Genomic DNA, 18995 nt, shown 5'->3' on the forward strand with positions numbered 1-18995 from the left:
ATATGAAATTCTCGGCATTATTGCGTAATAGCATTCTTATTATTACTACATTCGTTACCATCACTGCCTGTAAAAACACCACACCGGTTACTCCTCCTGCTCCGGCCAAACCACGCGCTGTTATCGGGCTGGCGCTTGGAGGCGGAGTTTCTAAAGGCTTTGCACATATAGGGGTAATTAAAGTCTTACAGGAAAACCATATTCCGGTACGGGTTGTTACCGGTACCAGTGCCGGTGCGCTAGTTGGCAGCATGTATGCTTCCGGTATGAGTCCGGACAGGCTGGAGCTTGAGGCTGAAATACTGAATAAAACCGATTTAGTTGATCCGGTACTGTCTACATCCGGCTTTATCAAAGGACAAAAACTGCAGGATTACATCAACAATAAAGTTCGTAATAAACCGATTCAGCAGTTTCCTATCCGTTTCGGCGCAGTGGCTACTGAATTCGGTACCGGCCGCATGGCTGTTTTCAACAGTGGTAATGCCGGACAGGCAGTACGCGCATCAGCTAGTATACCCAATGTTTTTCAGCCCACAGTAATCGGCAATAAAAGTTTTGTCGATGGTGGTCTGGTTGCTCCGGTACCGGTCACAGCAGCCAAACAGCTGGGCGCCAATGTAGTTATCGCGGTAGATATATCTGCTAAGCCGGCACGTCTGACCAGTCAGGGATTCTTTTCGTATCTTGACCAGAGCCTGAATATCATGAGCGCATCAGCCCTGAACAGCGAACTGAGCAAAGCTCAGGTCGTAATCCGTCCTCAGGTACAGAAACTGGGTACAGTAGGCGGTTTTGACCAGAAAACTCAGGCTATCCGGCTGGGTGAACAGGCTGCCAGAGCAGCCTTACCGCAAATTCGTGCGGCACTGGCGAAATATCAGGTTAACTAAACCATATAAAACAGTGAGCAACCTATGCAGACTGCCTGTGTGGCAGTCTGCGTTTTTATTCTGGTTAATACTAATTAAAATATTGCAAACTGAATAACCGCTGATTTAATGAATTTTAACCATAGAACAGATTACTGGCTGATGGCAAAAAAAGCTAACCGAATACTATTTCTGAATTTATATAACTCATAAAAAGCCCGATTATTACGGGCTTTTTAATTTGTTTAATTACCAAATTCAATCAGGATAGAAAAATAATGAAGCCTGTTTATATCTTAGTAACATTCACTTTTTTATTTCCATGAATTTTCAGGTAAATCAATATTTCTTTGAGCTTGCTCCAGTGCCTCTTGTAATTGCCGGATATTTAACGGAACACAATAAGCAGGTTTAGCCCGCTCAAATCGCCAGCTATCAGACAGCAGGCCGGCATCAACAAAATCATAACCGACCTGATCCAATATTTTAAATATAGTTTGTTTAGCAGTTAAATCATTGCCTGCCACTGGAATGGCTCTTCTGTTTAATTTATCGTTTGGTCTGGCATCTTTAATAACATCTCTTGCCAGAATCGCATTAAAAACTTTAACCACTTTAGATTTCGAAAAATGCTGAGCAACCAATTCACTGGTTGTGATTTCACGCTTATCTAATTGCGGCCAGTGCCCGTCGCGATCAGGATAATAGTTCATGGTATCTAATATTATTTTATTACTCATTGATTCAGCAGGTAGTTGCAGATAATTATTAAATGGAATAGCAATCAGAATAATTTCTGCAAACTCAATAGCTTCTTCCTGGCTTCCAATTTCACAGCCTATGCTGCTGGCCACACTGAACAATGTATTTTTCCCTCTGGAATTACTCACCATCACTTGATAGCCTGCCTGCATAAATAGCTTTGCCCAGGCCTGACCGATAAATCCTGCTCCGATAATGCCAATCTTTTTCATCGTAATATTTCCTTTTCTAAATAGTGCGCTGTATTATCAGTACAAATTAAAAAACAATAAATACAAATAAAATTGATTGATTAACAACTGAGAGTTGGCAATATGAATTTATTCCGATGTATGCAAGCATTCATTCTGACCGTAAAAACCGGTTCTTTTGCCGCAGCGTCCGTTTCATTAAATACATCACCGCAAATGATTGCTAAATACATAGCATTTTTAGAAAATTATTTAGGATTAAAACTGCTTAACCGAACCACACGGTCACAAAATCTGACTGAATTCGGCAAACAATATTACCCGAAATGCTTATCTATTTTAGCGGAAATCCAGGCAACTAAAGTACTTGCACAACAATTCAGTGAAGAGCCAAAAGGCAATTTAAGAATTAGTGCTCCCGTAAGCTATGGTTATTACAATTTAATACCGGTAATCAGCGATTTTATGAAACGCTATCCCAAAGTAGAAGTTGATATTCAATTAAGTGATCGCTATGTAGATTTGGTTCAGGACAATTTTGATATTGTGTTTCGTATTGGCCAGTTAGCTGATTCAGGTTTAATTGCGCGAAAATTAAAACCCTATCAACTCACTTTTGCTGCTTCTCCCTCTTATCTGTCTCAGCATGGTGTTCCGTCTGTACCAAAGGATTTAGAGAAGCACAATTGTCTTATTTATCAGTATATGAATCCAAATAAAAATGATTACCTTTGGCCATTTATGATAAATGGAAAAAAAGTTAACATTTCTATATCAGGTTCATTACAAAGCAATGAGACTCTGGTATTAGCAAAAGCCGCAATTGAAGGACTGGGTGTTACTATGTTGCCCGAATCCATGCTTAGCGATGCCATCAGACAAAATAAGTTACTCCCCATATTACAAGATTTTTTACCACCGGAAAAAGAAGTACATCTGCTTTATACAGCCGACAGACAGCGGCCATCAAAACACAATATTTTTATTGAATTTGTGGTTAATGCCATGTCTTAATTGCTGCTATCTGTTATATCAGCGATATCAAAATGATATATATCTAACTTCACAATTTACAAATTGGTTTCATCGGTATTTTAATGATTGATTCATCTGGTATTGCTTTATTGATACTTGTATATCTTCTATATCAGTTAAACCAGAGTTTATATTTACTGCCCTGCATTTAAGAAACTTCTTAAGCTAAGATGATTTTTTATAAGTGAAACAAAAATAAATAATCATCCAAAAATTTTGCTAACCCTGTTTAAATTACTTGATTAGTACTACTTTATGATTACGTATAGTTGTAGAAAAATCGTGTCCTTCTAAACCATGATCTGTAAAAAATAGAAAATCATTTCCTGTTTTATTAGGAAAAAAAATTTCTTGATATAATATCGCCTCTTTACTAAGATATTCAAAATAAGAGCATCTCCATAGTTCTTCTCCCTTTTTATTGTATAAAACGACGAAGTATTTATTACCACCTAATATTTCTACAATTGAAATTGGTGAAGTGGGCAGATGTTTATATATATTGGCATAGTACTCACCATCTTCACTTTTTACTGTTGAATGAAGATTAAAATTTCCGTAAAAACTGGATGACGAAAACAGACACAGCCAATAGAAAAAAGCAAATAAACCTATTATTTTTATCATTTTTATACTTTTTTTCATAATCCGTCGCTCCATACTTTTATTATAGATTGGTTTCATCTTTAATACTGATTATGCTCTTACTACATTCTTAATTTATTTTATTTGTTATATCAACTGTTTTTCTGCCGTCATCAAAATATTTTAATAAATTACTTTTTTTAGTCGGTAACATAAAAGAATGTATACCACCATCGCTTAGATAAGCATAATGAGGTGAACGCCATATTTTCTTACCTTGTTTGTTATATAAAACATAAAAATACCGATCCCCCTTTATCAATTCATAGACTGCCAGCGGGGTTGTTGGCAGATGCTGATACATATTTATGTAATACTCACCATCCACTCCTTCTACTGTACCGGCCAGATTAAAATCACCATAAAAACTGGAGGACGAGAAAAACCACCACATCACCATAATTAGCACTAATATAATTTTTAAAAATACAGCATTTTTGCGTAGTATATTTTTAAAAAATATATGGATATTATGTTTCATGTTATTCCCTATGGTTTTGTTTAATTTTATATTGACATTAATATCATCATAACCATCACTTTTTCTAAAAGCTAAATTTTTTTCATTACATCTGGAAGATTTAAATCCGGCATCGATATCTATTCAGGAAATAGCCAATCCAAATAATAACTTCCAACTTTCTGCACATGTTTTTCGTATAAAATAAATTTTTGTCATTTGTTATGATATCAAATATGCAAGCAAAAAAAGGGGCTTTTATTATTTAATATTTTATCTCGTTTGATTTTTGAGTTAAATCGACTTAATCCTATCCTGCATCCAAAAATTTTGCTAACCCTGTTTAAATTACTTGATTGACACTACCTCGACACTATCCTCCTTTAAAAGGTATATTTACTCTAAATACATATTTCCTATTATGTAAAATAGGAAATACGAATCAATTCAACTAATCTAACCAACTAACTATATTGATTAGTAAGATAAATCCGATGGTAGCTTTCAACACGACAAATCAAAGGGCGATCTTTATAGATTTTACACAAATTTGTCACTTCATCAAAATGCACGTAAGTTGAATCACCACGATCAAGAAATTTTGTTTGCAGACTTTTTCCAACGTTCTGCTAATATTTACCACATTTGTTACATGGTAATAAACTAAAAGAATTATAATCTTTCATAAATTCATCATCCCCTTTATCTTTAGAAATCTGCATAAAGAGGCAATAAACCTAATTCACGTAACTTAATATCGACACTATTTACAGCTTTGATATCATCTGTATTTTTCTCATCAAAAAAGTGTGGTAGAGTAATAACCAACGATCCAGCTGCATGTCCTTCATGATCTGTGGGGCTAATCACATCAAACGCCTGTGGAACCATATTATGGGATAACTGAACTTTAGGTAAGTAAATCATCCATGCAGCCGAAAGCCTATCTGGAAAAACTGTTTTCTCAGGTGTATAATTATTATTTACCATAATATATGCTCCATCAAATTGCTCAGACAAAGCAAGACAAAATTTTTGAATATTATTTAAAGCTATTTCTGATAAAAGAACATCATAATCCAATCTAATCTCAACCTTAAATGGTTGTCCACAAGTTTGTTCATATATACTATATGCTAATCCGGCCTCCTCTGTTTTTTTATCCCAGATACCTAAACAAAAATGTTTTTTGTCTTTATTATATTCCTTTGTTAATTTATGTAATCCAATTTCAGTAACACCATTCCTATCAAACCCCTTATGAATCGATGATTTTTTTTTGTGGTGCTACATAAATACCAATCTTGTTCTTTGTATAGATATTGTTGTTGGATTTTTAAAATGTTATTAACATGCTCTATGCATGTTATAAGTGATAAATACTTTTTAGGATAAAAAAAGATATCAAATACTAAATTTCTTTTCATAATTGATGATCCATATTAGTTTAATAATTAGATATAAATTGAGTATAAGTTAGGTTATCTTTTATTTATTGTTAAAAAATAATGGTATACTTTTTTTAGTCATCCACACCCAACAACATTGAGTAGGATAATTAACTTAATATACCTCATTTGCTTTTTTTTTATGACAACAATTACCACATTTACTATCAGAGAATAAACTAAAAGAATTATAATCTTTCATAAATTCATCATCCCCTTTATCTTTGAAAATCTGCATAACGAGGCAATAAGCCTAATTCATGTAACTTGATATCGACACGACGTACTGCTTTGATATCATCTGTATTCCTATTATCAAAGAAGTGTGGAACGGTAACAACTAGCGACCCAGCTGCATGTCCTTCATGATCTGTGGGGCTAATCACATCAAACGCCTGTGGAACTATATTATGGGATAACTGAACTTTAGGTAAGTAAATCATCCATGCAGCCGAAAGCCTATCAGGAAAAGCCATTTTATCCTCTGAATAATTATTATTAACTGTAATATATGCATCATCAAAATGCTCAGATAAAGCAAGACAAAATTTTTGAGCATCATCTAAAGTTATTTCTAATGAACGAAAATCAATAATGACATAAACTTTAAATGATTGTCCAAAACTTCCTTCGGATAATATATACAGTAATGAGGCCTGCTCTGTTTCCTTATCCCAGATAGGTAAACCAAAATAGTCTTTTTCTTTATTATATCGTTGTGTCATTTTTTTTAACCCAATTTCAGTAACACCATCTTTATCAAACATTTTATAAATCGATGCTTTTTTTTTCGATGTAGCACATAAATACCAATCTTGTCTTTTGACTAGATATTGATGCTGGATTTTTAAAATGCCATTAATTTGCTCTATACATGTTAAAAGTGACAAATACTTTTTAGGGTTGAAATAGATTTCGAAAACTATATTTCTTTTCATAATTAATGATCCATATTAGTTTAATAATTAGATCTAAATTGAGTATAAGTTAGGTTATCTTTTATTTATTGTTAAAAAATAATGGTATACTTTTTTTAGTCATCCACACCCAACAACATTGAGTAGGATAATTAACTCAATATACCTCATTTGCTTTTTTTTTTATGACAACATTTACCACATTTGCTATCAGAGAATAAACTAAAAGTATTATAATCTTTCATAAATTCATCATCCCCTTTATCTTTAGAAATCTGCATAACGAGGCAATAAGCCTAATTCATGTAACTTGATATCGACACGACGTACTGCTTTGATATCATCTGTATTCCTATTATCAAAGAAGTGTGGAACGGTAACAACTAGCGACCCAGCTGCATGTCCTTCATGATCTGTGGGGCTAATCACATCAAACGCCTGTGGAACTATATTATGGGATAACTGAACTTTAGGTAAGTAAATCATCCATGCAGCCGAAAGCCTATCTGGAAAAACTGTTTTCTCAGGTGTATAATTATTATTTACCATAATATATGCGCCATCAAATTGCTCAGACAAAGCAAGACAAAATTTTTGAATATTATTTAAATCTATTTCTGATAAAAGAATATCATAATCCAACCTGATCTTAACCTTAAATGGTTGTCCACAAGTTTGTTCATATATACTATACACTAATGCGGCCCCCTCTGTTTTTTTATCCCAGATAGCTAAGCCAAAATGTCTTTTGTCTTTATGATATTCTTGTGTTAATTTTTTTAAACCAATTTCTGTAATACCATCTTTGTCAAACACCTTATGAATCGATGATTTTTTTTTCGATGAGCTACATAAATACCAATCTTGTTCTCTGTATAGATATTGGTATTGGATTTTTAAAATGTTATTAACATGCTCTATACATGTTATAAGTGATAAATACTTTTTAGGATAAAAAAAGATATCAAAAATTAAATTTTTTTTCATAATTAATGATCCATGTTATTTTGATAGTGGAATATAAATTGTGTATAAGTTAGGATAATTTTTCTTTATCGTTTGAAAATAACGGTATGCCTTACTAGTCATCCACACCCAACAACATTGAGTAGGATAATTAACTCAATATACCTCATTTGCTTTTTTTTTATGACAACATTTACCACATTTGCTATCAGAGAATAAACTAAAAGTATTATAATCTTTCATAAATTCATCATCCCCTTTATCTTTAGAAATCTGCATAACGAGGCAATAAGCCTAATTCATGTAACTTGATATCGACACGACGTACTGCTTTGATATCATCTGTATTCCTATTATCAAAGAAGTGTGGAACGGTAACAACTAGCGACCCAGCTGCATGTCCTTCATGATCTGTGGGGCTAATCACATCAAACGCCTGTGGAACTATATTATGGGATAACTGAACTTTAGGTAAGTAAATCATCCATGCAGCCGAAAGCCTATCAGGAAAAGCCATTTTATCCTCTGAATAATTATTATTAACTGTAATATATGCATCATCAAAATGCTCAGATAAAGCAAGACAAAATTTTTGAGCATCATCTAAAGTTATTTCTAATGAACGAAAAACAATATTGATATGAACTTTAAAAGATTGTCCAGAACCTTCATCGGATAACATATACACTAATGAGCCCTGTTCTGTTTTCTTATCCCAGATAGCTAAACTAAAACAGTCTTTTTCTTTATTATATCGTTGTGTCATTTTTTTTAACCCAATTTCAGTAACACCATCTTTATCAAACATTTTATAAATCGATGAGTTTTTTTTCGATGTAGCACATAAATACCAATCTTGTCTTTCGACTAGATATTGATGCTGGATTTTTAAAATGCCATTAATTTGCTCTATACATGTTAAAAGTGACAAATACTTTTTAGGGTTGAAATAGATATCGAAAACTATGCTTCTTTTCATAATTAATAATCCATGTTATTTTGATAATGGTACATAAATTGAATATAAATTAGGATAATTTCGCTTTATACTATTAAAATATTGGCATGCCTTTATAGTCATCCACACCCAACAGCATTTAGCAGGATAATTAGTACTACATACAATATTTTGCCTACGTGCTTGAGCCTCTATTTTACCTTGTAAGGTGGTAGCCCATTATGCTACTACTATTCTTCCTTTCTCTTCTTTAAATAAATGATCGTAACGCGCTTTAGCTTCTAAAAATAGACAAAATCTAGGTATCCATCCATCAAACTCTACTGGTGGATTACCTGGTCCTTTAAAATATACCCATTCAGTAATATATTTTACCGATCCCCCTGATCTATTCATAGACTGTCAACGGAGTTGTTGGCAGATGCTGATACATATTTATGTAATACTCACCATCCACTCCTTCTACTGTACCGTACAGATTAAAATCACCATAAAAACTGGAGGACGAGAAAAACCACCACCACATCACCATTATTAGCGCTAATATAATTTTTATAAATACAGCATTTTTGCGTAGTATATTTTCAAAAAATATATGGATATTATGTTTCATGTTATTCCCTATAGTTTTGTTTAATTTTATATTGACATTAATATCATCATAACCATCACTTTTTCTAAAAAGCTAAATTTTTTTCATCACGCCCGGAAAATTTTAATCCGGCATCAATATCTATTCAGGAAACAGCCAAACTGAATAAGCTCCAACTTACTACAAATATTTATCGTATAAAATAAATTTTTGTCATTTGTTATGATATGAAATATGCAAGCAAAAAAGGAGGCTTTTATTATTTACTATTTTATCTCGTTTGATTTTTAAGTTAAATCGACTTAATCCTATCCTGCATCCAAATATTTTGCTAACTCGGTTTAAATTACTTGATTGACACTACTTTATGATTACGTATGGTTGTAGAAAAATCGTGTCCGTCTACGCCATGATTTGTCGCACAAATAAAAGTATTATCTGTTTTATCAGGAAAAGACATCATTTCATACATTACTTGTTCACTAATATATTCAAAATAAGATACTCTCCATAACTCTTCTCCCTTTTTATTATATAGGACAGTAAAATATTTATTACCGCCTAATATTTGCATAATTGAAATTGGTGAAGTGGGCAAATGTTTGTATATATTGGCATAGTACTCACCATCTTCACTTTTTATGGTTGTATAAAGATTAAAATTTCCGTAAAAACTGGATGACGAAAACAGACACAGCCAATAGAAAAAAGCAAATAAACCTATTATTTTTATCATTTTTATACTTTTTTTCATAATCCGTCGCTCCATACTTTTATTATAGATTGGTTTCATCTTTAATGCTGATTATGCTCTTACTACATTCTTAATTTATTTTATTTGTTATATCAACTGTTTTCCATTCTTCATCATAATATTTAAATGAATTACTATTTTTAGTAGGTAGCACAAAATCAGTTATTAAATGATCGGATTCATAAGCATAATAAGGTGAATGCCAAATTTTCTTACCTTGTTTGTTATATAAAACATAAAAATATCGCTTCCCCTGTATCAATTTATAGACTGCCAGCGGGGTTGTTGGCAGATGCTGATACATATTCATGTAATATTCACCATCTCTACCTTCTCTTGTACTGGACAAATTAAAATCACCATAAAAACTGGAGGACGAGAAAAACCACCACCACATCACCATAATTAACACTAATATAATTTTTATAAATACAGCATTTTTGCGTAGTATATTTTTAAAAAATATATGGATATTATGTTTCATTTTATTTCCTATAGTTTTATTTGATTTTATATTGATATTAATACCATCATAACCATCACTTTTTCTAAAAAGCTAAATATTTTTCATTACTCTCGGAAGATTTAAATCCGGCATCAATATCTACTCAGGAAACAGCCAAAACTGAAAAAATTTCTAAATTATTTAGCATCTAATTCAATCTTTCTATGCTCGTCTAAAGGTTTAAGCCAGAGAACATCCGAAAAAACCATAAAATCAACACCGGTATTTCTCACTTGCTGCCATTTTCTGAAATCACTATTATAAACTTGCGCAGCCCACTGCATATTCATATTAGCAACACTTACCCAATCTCGACTTCCGTAAAAGCCTACATATAGTAGCATCTGTTTTTTGTTAAGTACTCCATCTTTATGCCAGACACCCAAAAATTCATTACCGAGAAAATCATAGGTATCTTTTATATAAAAACCGACAGCTTCAGTCATAAAGATATTTCTTCCCTGAAATTTATCCTGATAACCATGTGGTATAATTTTTAAATTTGTCTTACCTATCGCACCAAAATAATCATCATAAGTTTTTTATCTGCCATCAGCAATATTTAATGCCATATACATAATTATATAAATATATTTATATGATAAACTGAGCACTCACTCAGATATATTTCAATTTATAAGAACATATAGATAACTGATTATCTTGTTTGATTAAAAGTAAAATTAACTTAATATTATTGGTATATTCTGAAAATCAGGCATACAAAACCGCTCCGGTAAACCGGAGCGGTGTGTTAAGCTAAATCTGAATTATGCAGTTAATTCTGCACGCAGTTTTTTGGTTACATTAACCATAACTTCCAGCGCTGCTTTGGTTTCCGGCCATCCGCGTGTTTTCAGTCCACAATCCGGATTTACCCACAACCGACGCTGATCAATGACTTTCAATGCTTTACGCAACAGATGTTCGACTTCGGCTTCAGTAGGCACACGCGGGCTGTGGATATCATATACGCCGGGACCGATATCATTCGGATAGCTGAATTTAACAAAAGCATCCAGTAATTCCATATCAGAACGGGAAGTTTCAATGGTAATTACATCAGCATCCATACTGGCAATAGCCGGCAGAATATCATTAAATTCAGAATAGCACATATGTGTATGAATCTGAGTGCTGTCATCCGCATCAGTGGAAGTGAGGCGGAATGATTCACATGCCCAGGCCAGATATTCATCCCATTGCGCACGTTTCAGCGGCAAGGCTTCACGAATGGCCGGTTCATCAATCTGAATAACGCGAATACCGGCTTTTTCCAGATCCAGTACTTCGTCGTTCAGTGCCAGCGCAATCTGTTTGCACACCAGACTTAATGGTACATCGTTGCGTACAAAACTCCACTTCATCATGGTTACCGGTCCGGTAAGCATACCTTTCATCGGACGTTTGGTCAGAGATTGTGCATAAGAAGACCAGGCAACAGTCATGGCTTTCGGGCGTGCCACATCACCAAAAATAATCGGTGGTTTAACACAGCGGGAACCATAGCTCTGTACCCAGCCATACTGAGTAAAGCAGTAACCATCCAGCTGTTCACCAAAGTATTCAACCATATCATTGCGCTCAGCTTCACCATGCACCAGTACATCGATATCCAGCTGCTCCTGCTGCTCAACACAGTAGGCAATGTCTTTTTTCATGGCCGCTTCGTAATCGGCAGCGCTCAGTTCACCCTTTTTAAAGGCGGCGCGTGCCTGACGAATTTCCTGTGTCTGTGGAAATGAACCGATAGTGGTGGTTGGCAGCAGAGGCAGATTCATCCATTGCTGTTGTTTTTCAATCCGTTGTGCAAACGGGCTATGGCGCTGGTCGGCATGTTCGCGCAGGCTGGCTACGCGTTGTGCAACTTTATCATTATGAATCAGTTTACTGGTTTTGCGTCCGGCAGCCGCAGCATCAGAAGCCGCAAGAGCTTCCTGTACGGAATCTTTACCATGTGCCAGTGCCTGTTTGATGATACCCAGTTCCTGTAGTTTCTGGGCGGCAAAGGCAAGCCAGTTTCTGATTTCAGGGTTAAGTTTCTCCTCTACACTTAAATCCTGCGGACTGTGCAACAGTGAACAGCTCGGCGCAATCCATAAATTATTACCCAGCTGAGTAGCTACCGGCGCCAGCAGTTCTATCACTTCACGCAGATTGGCGCGCCATACGTTACGTCCGTCGATCAGACCAACCGACAATACTTTATTTTCCGGCCATGCATTGGCAAATTCAGCCAGTTGCTCAGGTGCACGCACACAATCAATATGTACACCGTTAACCGGCAGGTTTTTGAGCAGATTAATATGTTCGGCAACGCTGCCAAAATAGGTGCCGATAATAATACGGGTACCGGTAATCGCCAGCTCCTGATAAGTGGGAGCAAAGGCATCCAGCCACTCACGGGCAATATCTACGGCAAGAATCGGTTCGTCAATCTGTATCCAGTCAACACCGGCATTGGCCAGTTCACGTAACAGTTTCTGATATTCAGGCAGCAGACGCGGCAATAATTCCAGACGATTATGACCGGCATCTTTTTCTTTACCCAGCCACAACAGAGTAAGCGGACCCACCAGTGTAGGTTTAATATCATGTCCGGTGGCTTTGGCTTCTTCTATCTGGGCAATCAGACTGGCTGCATTGGCCTTAAAACTGGTGTTCTGATGCCATTCAGGTACGATATAGTGGTAGTTGGTATCAAACCATTTGGTCATTTCCATGGCTACCTGACTGGCATTACCGCGTGCCAGTTCAAAATACTGAGACAGGGTCAGTTTATCTGCGTCAAAACCAAAACGTGCCGGAATGGCGCCCAGTGCACACAGTGTATCCAGTACGTGGTCGTAATATGAAAAATCACCTACCGGCAGCAGATCGGCACCAGCGGCAATCTGGGTTGCCCAGTTTTTCTGGCGGATATCTGCCGCTGTCTGGCGCAGCTCGGCTTCGCTTTTTGCGCCTTTCCAGAATGCTTCAACGGCAAATTTTAATTCACGCTTAGCACCAACACGCGGATAACCAGACAGATGGAATGTATTCATATTTGTTTCTCCCTATTACGAATGATGGATTTCAATAACGGCCAGTGTGCGTGAGTTATGACATTACGACAAGCGATAAATTTTGCAGTTCTGTATGAATTTTTTTAATACTATATTTCAGACTGGTGTAATCCAAGAGTATGATATGGTATACAGGTGTCCGGTTTGTAAATAGATAACTGGCTATCAGTAAGGTAATTATTGTTCTATTCATATAAATGATATTTATAAGCAGTCTGGCTGTTTATGAATTTTTTAACTTGAATTTGTAGTTAAAAATACTCATCAAAGGCGGAATACATGGAGTCGATTATTGAACTGCGCCATCTGCGCACTTTGCTGGCTCTGGAAGAAACCGGCAGCGTATCGATGGCGGCAAAAAGGGTTTTTCTGACCCAGTCTGCACTTTCACACCAGATTCGTGTTCTGGAACAGTTTTATGGTACCCCCCTGTTTGAACGTAAATCCAACCCGATTCACTTTACTCCGGTAGGTGTGCGGCTGTTACAGCTGGCACGAGAAATCACGCCGCTGGTTACAGTAGCAGAGCTGGATATGGCACAGATAATTGAAGGTGAGGCAGGAGAGCTGAGGGTAGCGGTAGAGTGCCATACCTGCTTTGACTGGCTGATGCCGGCCATGGATGCTTTCCGGGCGCTGTGGCCTAAAGTAGAGCTGGATATTGTTTCCGGCTTTCAGGCCGATCCGGTTGGGTTATTGCTGACTCACCGTGCAGATCTGGCAATCGTATCCGAATATGCTCCGCAGCCGGGGATTATTTTTCAGCCACTGTTTGCCTATGAAATGGTCGGCATTTGCGCGAAGGATCACCCGCTGGCGGCTAAAAGTGTGTGGCAGGCTCAGGATTTTGAGAATGAAACACTGATCACCTATCCGGTACCGGATGATATGCTGGATTTACTGCGTAAGGTTTTAAAACCGGCCGGAGTACAGCCGGCACGGCGTAACAGTGAACTGACGATAGCCATTATTCAGCTGGTTTCCAGCCGGCGCGGCATTGCTGCTTTGCCTTACTGGACGGTTATGCCGTATCTGGAAAAAGGCTATGTAGTAGCACGGCAGATTGGCGATATACCGCTGCAAAGTGAATTGTATGCCGCCATGCGCGAAACAGACAGTAATAAAAGCTATCTGGATAATTTCTGCCAGATTGTGCGCGAACGCAGCTTTGCCGACTTACCCGGACTCAGCCCGCTCAGCACGCCGGACTAATCTGCAACCGTCAATCTGATTTATTAAAGGAGCAGGGCAGATATTCGGCAAAGCGCTGATATTTTGCTCTGCTCTTTTTTGGTATTGTCAGCCAGAATTTTACGCAACATCCATTGTCCTGCTTAAGCTCAGTTTGTGCAGATGTCAGATAAATCTTCTTATGCTGTATAAAATAAGCTATAAGCATATTTTTCAAAGCGATTTTTCAGGCTTAATCAGCTACAATAAGCGCTATGGAAATTTTATCTTCTGCCGGTCTGCTGACCGGTCTTAATAGTGAACAATTAGCCGCCGTTACCTGGCCTGCGCAACCGGCACTGGTACTGGCGGGTGCAGGAAGTGGTAAAACCAGAGTACTAACCACACGTATTGCCTGGTTATTGCAGACTGGCCAGGCCAGTGTACACAGCATTCTGGCTGTTACCTTTACCAATAAGGCGGCTAAAGAAATGCAATTGCGCCTGAGCACGCTGTTACCGGTTTCGGTACGGGCGATGTGGCTGGGGACATTTCACGGGCTGTGCCATCGGTTTTTACGACTGCACCATCAGGAAGCAGCACTGCCCAAGACCTTTCAGATTCTGGATATGGGTGATCAGCTTTCTGTAGTCAAGCGCTTGCTCAAACAACTGAATATTGCTGAAGAAATTATCTCACCACGCAGTCTGCAGGGATTCATTAATGCACAAAAAGAAAACGGATTGCGTGCTTCGCGTTTATCAGCTCGCGACCCGCATGAACGGCAAATGATTGAATGTTATGCCGCCTATGACAGTTTGTGCCGGAATGAAGGTGTAGTGGATTTCGCGGAATTAATGTTACGCAGTTATGAAATTCTGCAGAGTAATGAAATATTGCGCAATCATTACCAGAACCGTTTTAATCATGTGCTGATTGATGAATTTCAGGATACAAATAAATTACAGTATGCATGGCTAAAATTACTGGCCGGAGAGCATGCAGCGGTTTTCGCTGTGGGAGACGACGACCAGAGTATTTATCGCTTTCGCGGTGCCGAAGTAGCCAATATGACCCGCTTTCTGAATGAATTTCATGTTGGCGAACCTATCCGGCTGGAACAAAATTACCGTTCGGTAGGCAATATTCTGACTGCAGCCAACGCGGTGATTGCACACAACGCCAGCCGTTTGGGTAAAAATCTGCGCACTCAGGCCGGCGATGGCGAAAAAATCCGTGTACTTCAGGCAATTAATGATCTTGAAGAAGCGCAGTTTGTGGTTGATGAAGTGAAGGCTTTACACCGCGAAGGGCTGAATTATATGCAGATGGCTGTCCTGTATCGCAGTAATGCCCAGTCGCGGGTTCTGGAACAGGCTCTGTTCCGCGCCGGTATACCTTACAAAATTTATGGCGGCCTGCGCTTTTATGAGCGTCAGGAAATCAAACATGCACTGGCTTACCTGCGTCTGGCGGTTAACCCCAATGATGATAATGCCTTATTACGCGTAATCAATGTGCCGGCACGCGGTATCGGCGCGCGGAGTGTTGAAAACATTCAGGCGGCAGCCAATGAAGCCCATACTTCGTTATGGCAGGCGGCCATCAGCCTGTCAGCGAAAAACAGTAAAATTGCTGCTTTTATCCGCCTGATTGAAAATTTACAGCAACAGGCTGCGCAAGTTTCTCTGCAGGAACTGATGGCTGCTGCCATCTATGATAGCGGTCTGATGGAACACTACCGTACCCAGAAAGGTGAACAGCAGGAACGCATCAACAACCTGGAAGAATTACTGAATGCGGCAGTGGCATTTAAACCGCAGGAATCCGGTTTTGATATGGAACCTGAGTATGATGAAAACGATCCTTTATTTCCGGTACTGTCTTTTTTAAGTACAGCCTCGCTGGAAGCAGGAGAGCATCAGGCCGGTCAGGGTGAAGATGCCTTGCAGTTAATGACTGTGCATGCAGCCAAGGGGTTGGAATTTGATGGTGTATTTCTGACAGGGCTGGAAGAAGGTTTATTCCCCAGTGAATACAGCATGGCCGAACGCGACGGGCTGGAAGAAGAGCGGCGCCTGATGTATGTAGCCATCACCAGAGCACGAAAACGCCTGTATTTAACAATGGCAGAACAACGCCTGTTACACGGACAAACGCATTTTGCCCTGCCATCACGCTTTGTGGATGAAATACCGGAAGAAGTATTGCAATATCTGTCTGCTCACAGAAACTCTCTGATAGCCCGGCAACAGTCCACGCAGAGAACCAATCCGTTTCACAGCCGCAGCAAACTGGCAGAAACACAGGAGAACACGGATTTTGACGGCTTTCAGCTGGGACAGAATGTTTATCATGAACGTTTCGGCACAGGTGTCATCATAGATGCTACCCGGAAAGCTGAAGGGGCACGCCTGACCATCAATTTCGGTAAACAGGGGATTAAAGAGCTGGATACCGTATTTGCCAAAAGCAAGCTAAGTATTATTTCTTAAACAATTGCTCAGGTAACGGCTGGTAAGCAAAAGCCTGAGAGGAGACAGTCATGCAACAATACGACAGTAACAATATTTTTGCCCGAATTATCCGTGGTGAAATTCCTTGCCATAAAGTCTATGAGGATGAGCAGACACTGGCCTTTATGGATGTGATGCCACAGGCTCGCGGCCATGTACTGGTGATTCCTAAATGTGAAGCAATAGAGTTAACTGACATACCGCAAGATTACCTTGCTGCCGTATTCAGTGCAGCCAAAAAGATTATTAATGCGCAACGTAAAGTGTTACATCGTAATGGCGTTGTGCAATTACAGTTGTCTGGCGAACAGGCCGGTCAGTCTGTATTTCATTATCACATTCATCTGATTCCCGGACATATCCATGAACTGGGTAAACATGAAAGTGTGGCTGCTGATCAGGCAGAACTGGCGCAACTGGCTGCACAATTACGTGCAGAACTGGCCTGACCATTTTTTGATTCAATAATTATCCACAGAATTATCCACAGATAATCAGTAAAATAAATAGTATTTATTATGCTATAACCCTTGTTTTATAAGGAATTAAGCATAAAGACTGATTTTTATCCAGTTAAATACTACAAATTTGTCCACAATGATTCAGTTGTTGTACCAAATCTCCCTGTCGCTCCTGCACCTTTCGGTAAACGGAGCGATAATTTATTTCCTGGTCAATACAGATTAAATTGTTCAGTCAGTTTCAGCTTAAACGCCTTTGTGATTACAGACTAGCCATATCCTGCATATTTAGCGGAACTTAATTCACTAAAACGCCTGCTTACGCTTTTCATCAACAGGAAATGCGACAAATCATTTTTTTCTGCCGGTTTCAGCAGAAGCAAGCCTTAACCGGCCTGTATCTTTTCTTCTGATAACAAAAGCCCGCAGAAAAATTATGCTCTGCGGGCTTTTACACAGTATAACCAGTATTAATTATTCATACATCCGGAATAAACACTTCTGAACTGTGGTACTTTCGTATTTTATTCAAATAAATCACGCAGTTTGTCCATGAATGATTTTTGCCGCGGCGTCTGAGCCCTGTCCATACCGGTAGAGATTTTTTCAAACTCTTCCAGTAATTCACGCTGACGATCGGTCAGATTTACCGGTGTCTCTACCACGATATGACAATATAAATCACCCACAGCAGCCGAACGTACAGATTTAATTCCTTTACCACGTACCCGCATGCGACGACCGGTTTGTGTTTCTTTCGGAATATTCAGTTTGACTTTACCATCCAGCGTAGGCACCTCAACCTCCCCGCCAAGCGCTGCTATCGTAAAACTGATAGGCAATTCACAGTGCAAATCCATGCCGTCACGCTCAAAGACCGGATGCGGGCGCACGTTCACCATCACATATAAATCACCGGCAGGCGCACCATGCTTACCGGGTTCACCTTCACCGCTCAGGCGGATACGCTGACCGTCATCAATTCCGGCCGGAATGGAAACCTCAACAGTCTTGCGGGTTTTTACCAGTCCGTCGCCATGACATTTAACACACGGATCCTTAATCTGTTTACCACTGCCGTGACAGGTCGGGCAGGTCTGCTGTAACTGGAAAATGGCCTGCCGTACCTGAACGACACCACTGCCGCCACACATGCTGCAAGTAGTGGCAGAAGTCCCGACTTTAGCACCACTGCCGTGGCAGACATCACATTCTTCATGAGTAGGAATAGTGATTTTTTTCTTAATACCGCGCGCAGCCTCTTCCAGACTGATTTCAATATTATATTGTAAATCAGCGCCCTGATTATTCTGCTGCGACCGTCCGCCGGCTCCGCCGCCAAACATCTGGCTGAAAATATCACCAAAATCAAAACCGCCGGAAAAGCCGCCGGCTCCGGCACCCATATTGCCGTCTACACCGGCATGTCCAAACTGGTCATAGGCAGCACGTTTTTGAGAATCAGACAATACTTCATAAGCACGCTGTACTTCTTTAAATTTTTCTTCGGCGTTTTTATCGCCCTGATTACGGTCAGGATGGTATTTCATGGCCAGCTTACGATAAGCTTTTTTGATTTCCTCATCCCCTGCAGTACGGCTTATACCCAGTACTTCATAAAAATCTACTTCAGTCATAATTTTATTCCAAAGGTTTGCAGGCAACCTGCTCTTAAACA

The 18995-nt window shown here is 38.6% G+C and carries 19 protein-coding genes and 1 pseudogene; 5 read left to right on the plus strand and 15 right to left on the minus strand.

Going from position 1 to position 18995, the window contains the following annotated elements; translation table 11 throughout:
* The first annotated feature begins 2 nt into the window (after positions 1–2).
* Positions 3–893, plus strand: a complete 891-nt coding sequence (locus tag H3T84_RS08210; RefSeq protein ID WP_078475239.1) for a patatin-like phospholipase family protein — start codon at positions 3–5, stop codon at positions 891–893.
* Positions 894–1186: 293 nt separating this feature from the next.
* Here H3T84_RS08210 and H3T84_RS08215 read toward each other — a convergent pair whose 3' ends face one another.
* Positions 1187–1846 (minus strand): NADPH-dependent F420 reductase, encoded by a 660-nt coding sequence (locus H3T84_RS08215; RefSeq protein ID WP_198218819.1) that lies wholly within the window; start codon positions 1844–1846, stop codon positions 1187–1189.
* 120 nt (positions 1847–1966) lie between these two features.
* On the opposite strand from H3T84_RS08215, the gene H3T84_RS08220 reads away from it, so the two are divergent.
* Entirely contained in the window at positions 1967–2839 is an 873-nt protein-coding gene (locus tag H3T84_RS08220; protein WP_198218820.1) for a LysR family transcriptional regulator, read from the plus strand.
* A 255-nt stretch (positions 2840–3094) separates the two neighbouring features.
* On the opposite strand, the gene H3T84_RS08225 is transcribed toward H3T84_RS08220, so the two are convergent.
* The 13 genes and pseudogenes from H3T84_RS08225 to metE all read right to left on the minus strand — a co-directional run bounded on the left by H3T84_RS08225 (position 3095) and on the right by metE (position 13149).
* The gene (locus tag H3T84_RS08225) at positions 3095–3505 is read right to left on the minus strand and encodes a DUF6201 family protein (RefSeq protein WP_198211298.1); all 411 of its coding nucleotides are present in this window, start codon (positions 3503–3505) and stop codon (positions 3095–3097) included.
* A 70-nt stretch (positions 3506–3575) separates the two neighbouring features.
* Positions 3576–3986, minus strand: coding sequence for a DUF6201 family protein (locus H3T84_RS08230; protein ID WP_198218821.1), 411 nt, complete (start codon positions 3984–3986; stop codon positions 3576–3578).
* Positions 3987–4429: 443 nt separating this feature from the next.
* On the minus strand, positions 4430–4537 hold the full coding sequence (locus H3T84_RS12495) for a YkgJ family cysteine cluster protein (RefSeq protein WP_367435232.1): 108 nt from the start codon (positions 4535–4537) through the stop codon (positions 4430–4432).
* A 136-nt stretch (positions 4538–4673) separates the two neighbouring features.
* Positions 4674–5048 (minus strand): Imm52 family immunity protein, encoded by a 375-nt coding sequence (locus H3T84_RS08240; RefSeq protein ID WP_198218823.1) that lies wholly within the window; start codon positions 5046–5048, stop codon positions 4674–4676.
* Between the two features lie 583 nt (positions 5049–5631).
* A complete protein-coding gene (locus H3T84_RS08245) occupies positions 5632–6351 on the minus strand; it encodes an Imm52 family immunity protein (protein ID WP_198218824.1) in 720 nt (239 codons plus the stop codon).
* Between the two features lie 246 nt (positions 6352–6597).
* Positions 6598–7317, minus strand: a complete 720-nt coding sequence (locus tag H3T84_RS08250; protein WP_198218825.1) for an Imm52 family immunity protein — start codon at positions 7315–7317, stop codon at positions 6598–6600.
* Positions 7318–7561: 244 nt separating this feature from the next.
* Positions 7562–8275, minus strand: a complete 714-nt coding sequence (locus tag H3T84_RS08255; protein WP_084586398.1) for an Imm52 family immunity protein — start codon at positions 8273–8275, stop codon at positions 7562–7564.
* 198 nt (positions 8276–8473) lie between these two features.
* Positions 8474–8650 carry a Tox-REase-5 domain-containing protein gene (locus tag H3T84_RS08260; RefSeq protein ID WP_198218826.1) on the minus strand — a complete coding sequence of 59 codons (177 nt, stop codon included), beginning with the start codon at positions 8648–8650 and terminating at the stop codon, positions 8474–8476.
* Positions 8643–8867: a DUF6201 family protein gene (locus H3T84_RS08265; RefSeq protein ID WP_198218827.1), complete on the minus strand. Its 225-nt coding sequence runs from the start codon at positions 8865–8867 to the stop codon at positions 8643–8645. The genes H3T84_RS08260 and H3T84_RS08265 overlap by 8 nt, the downstream gene beginning before the upstream one ends.
* A gap of 325 nt (positions 8868–9192) precedes the next feature.
* Entirely contained in the window at positions 9193–9600 is a 408-nt protein-coding gene (locus tag H3T84_RS08270; protein ID WP_174834389.1) for a DUF6201 family protein, read from the minus strand.
* A gap of 70 nt (positions 9601–9670) precedes the next feature.
* Positions 9671–10084: a DUF6201 family protein gene (locus H3T84_RS08275; RefSeq protein ID WP_198218828.1), complete on the minus strand. Its 414-nt coding sequence runs from the start codon at positions 10082–10084 to the stop codon at positions 9671–9673.
* A gap of 158 nt (positions 10085–10242) precedes the next feature.
* Positions 10243–10632 (minus strand): annotated as a pseudogene (locus H3T84_RS08280) (DUF6402 family protein); the annotation flags it as partial.
* A 243-nt stretch (positions 10633–10875) separates the two neighbouring features.
* Positions 10876–13149, minus strand: coding sequence for a 5-methyltetrahydropteroyltriglutamate--homocysteine S-methyltransferase (gene metE / locus H3T84_RS08285; RefSeq protein ID WP_198211295.1), 2274 nt, complete (start codon positions 13147–13149; stop codon positions 10876–10878).
* 300 nt (positions 13150–13449) lie between these two features.
* Between metE and H3T84_RS08290 the strand changes: the two genes are divergently transcribed.
* The 3 genes from H3T84_RS08290 (at position 13450) to H3T84_RS08300 (ending at position 17305) form a co-directional block, all read left to right on the plus strand.
* Positions 13450–14382, plus strand: a complete 933-nt coding sequence (locus H3T84_RS08290) for a LysR family transcriptional regulator (protein ID WP_084548552.1) — start codon at positions 13450–13452, stop codon at positions 14380–14382.
* 233 nt (positions 14383–14615) lie between these two features.
* The gene (locus H3T84_RS08295) at positions 14616–16835 is read left to right on the plus strand and encodes a UvrD-helicase domain-containing protein (RefSeq protein ID WP_198190357.1); all 2220 of its coding nucleotides are present in this window, start codon (positions 14616–14618) and stop codon (positions 16833–16835) included.
* A 50-nt stretch (positions 16836–16885) separates the two neighbouring features.
* Entirely contained in the window at positions 16886–17305 is a 420-nt protein-coding gene (locus H3T84_RS08300; protein WP_100126035.1) for an HIT family protein, read from the plus strand.
* A 536-nt stretch (positions 17306–17841) separates the two neighbouring features.
* On the opposite strand, the gene dnaJ is transcribed toward H3T84_RS08300, so the two are convergent.
* Positions 17842–18954, minus strand: coding sequence for a molecular chaperone DnaJ (gene dnaJ, locus H3T84_RS08305; RefSeq protein WP_037392221.1), 1113 nt, complete (start codon positions 18952–18954; stop codon positions 17842–17844).
* Positions 18955–18995: the final 41 nt, after the last annotated feature.

This window comes from Snodgrassella sp. M0110 (assembly GCF_016101465.1).
Taxonomy (GTDB): Bacteria; Pseudomonadota; Gammaproteobacteria; order Burkholderiales; family Neisseriaceae; genus Snodgrassella; species Snodgrassella alvi.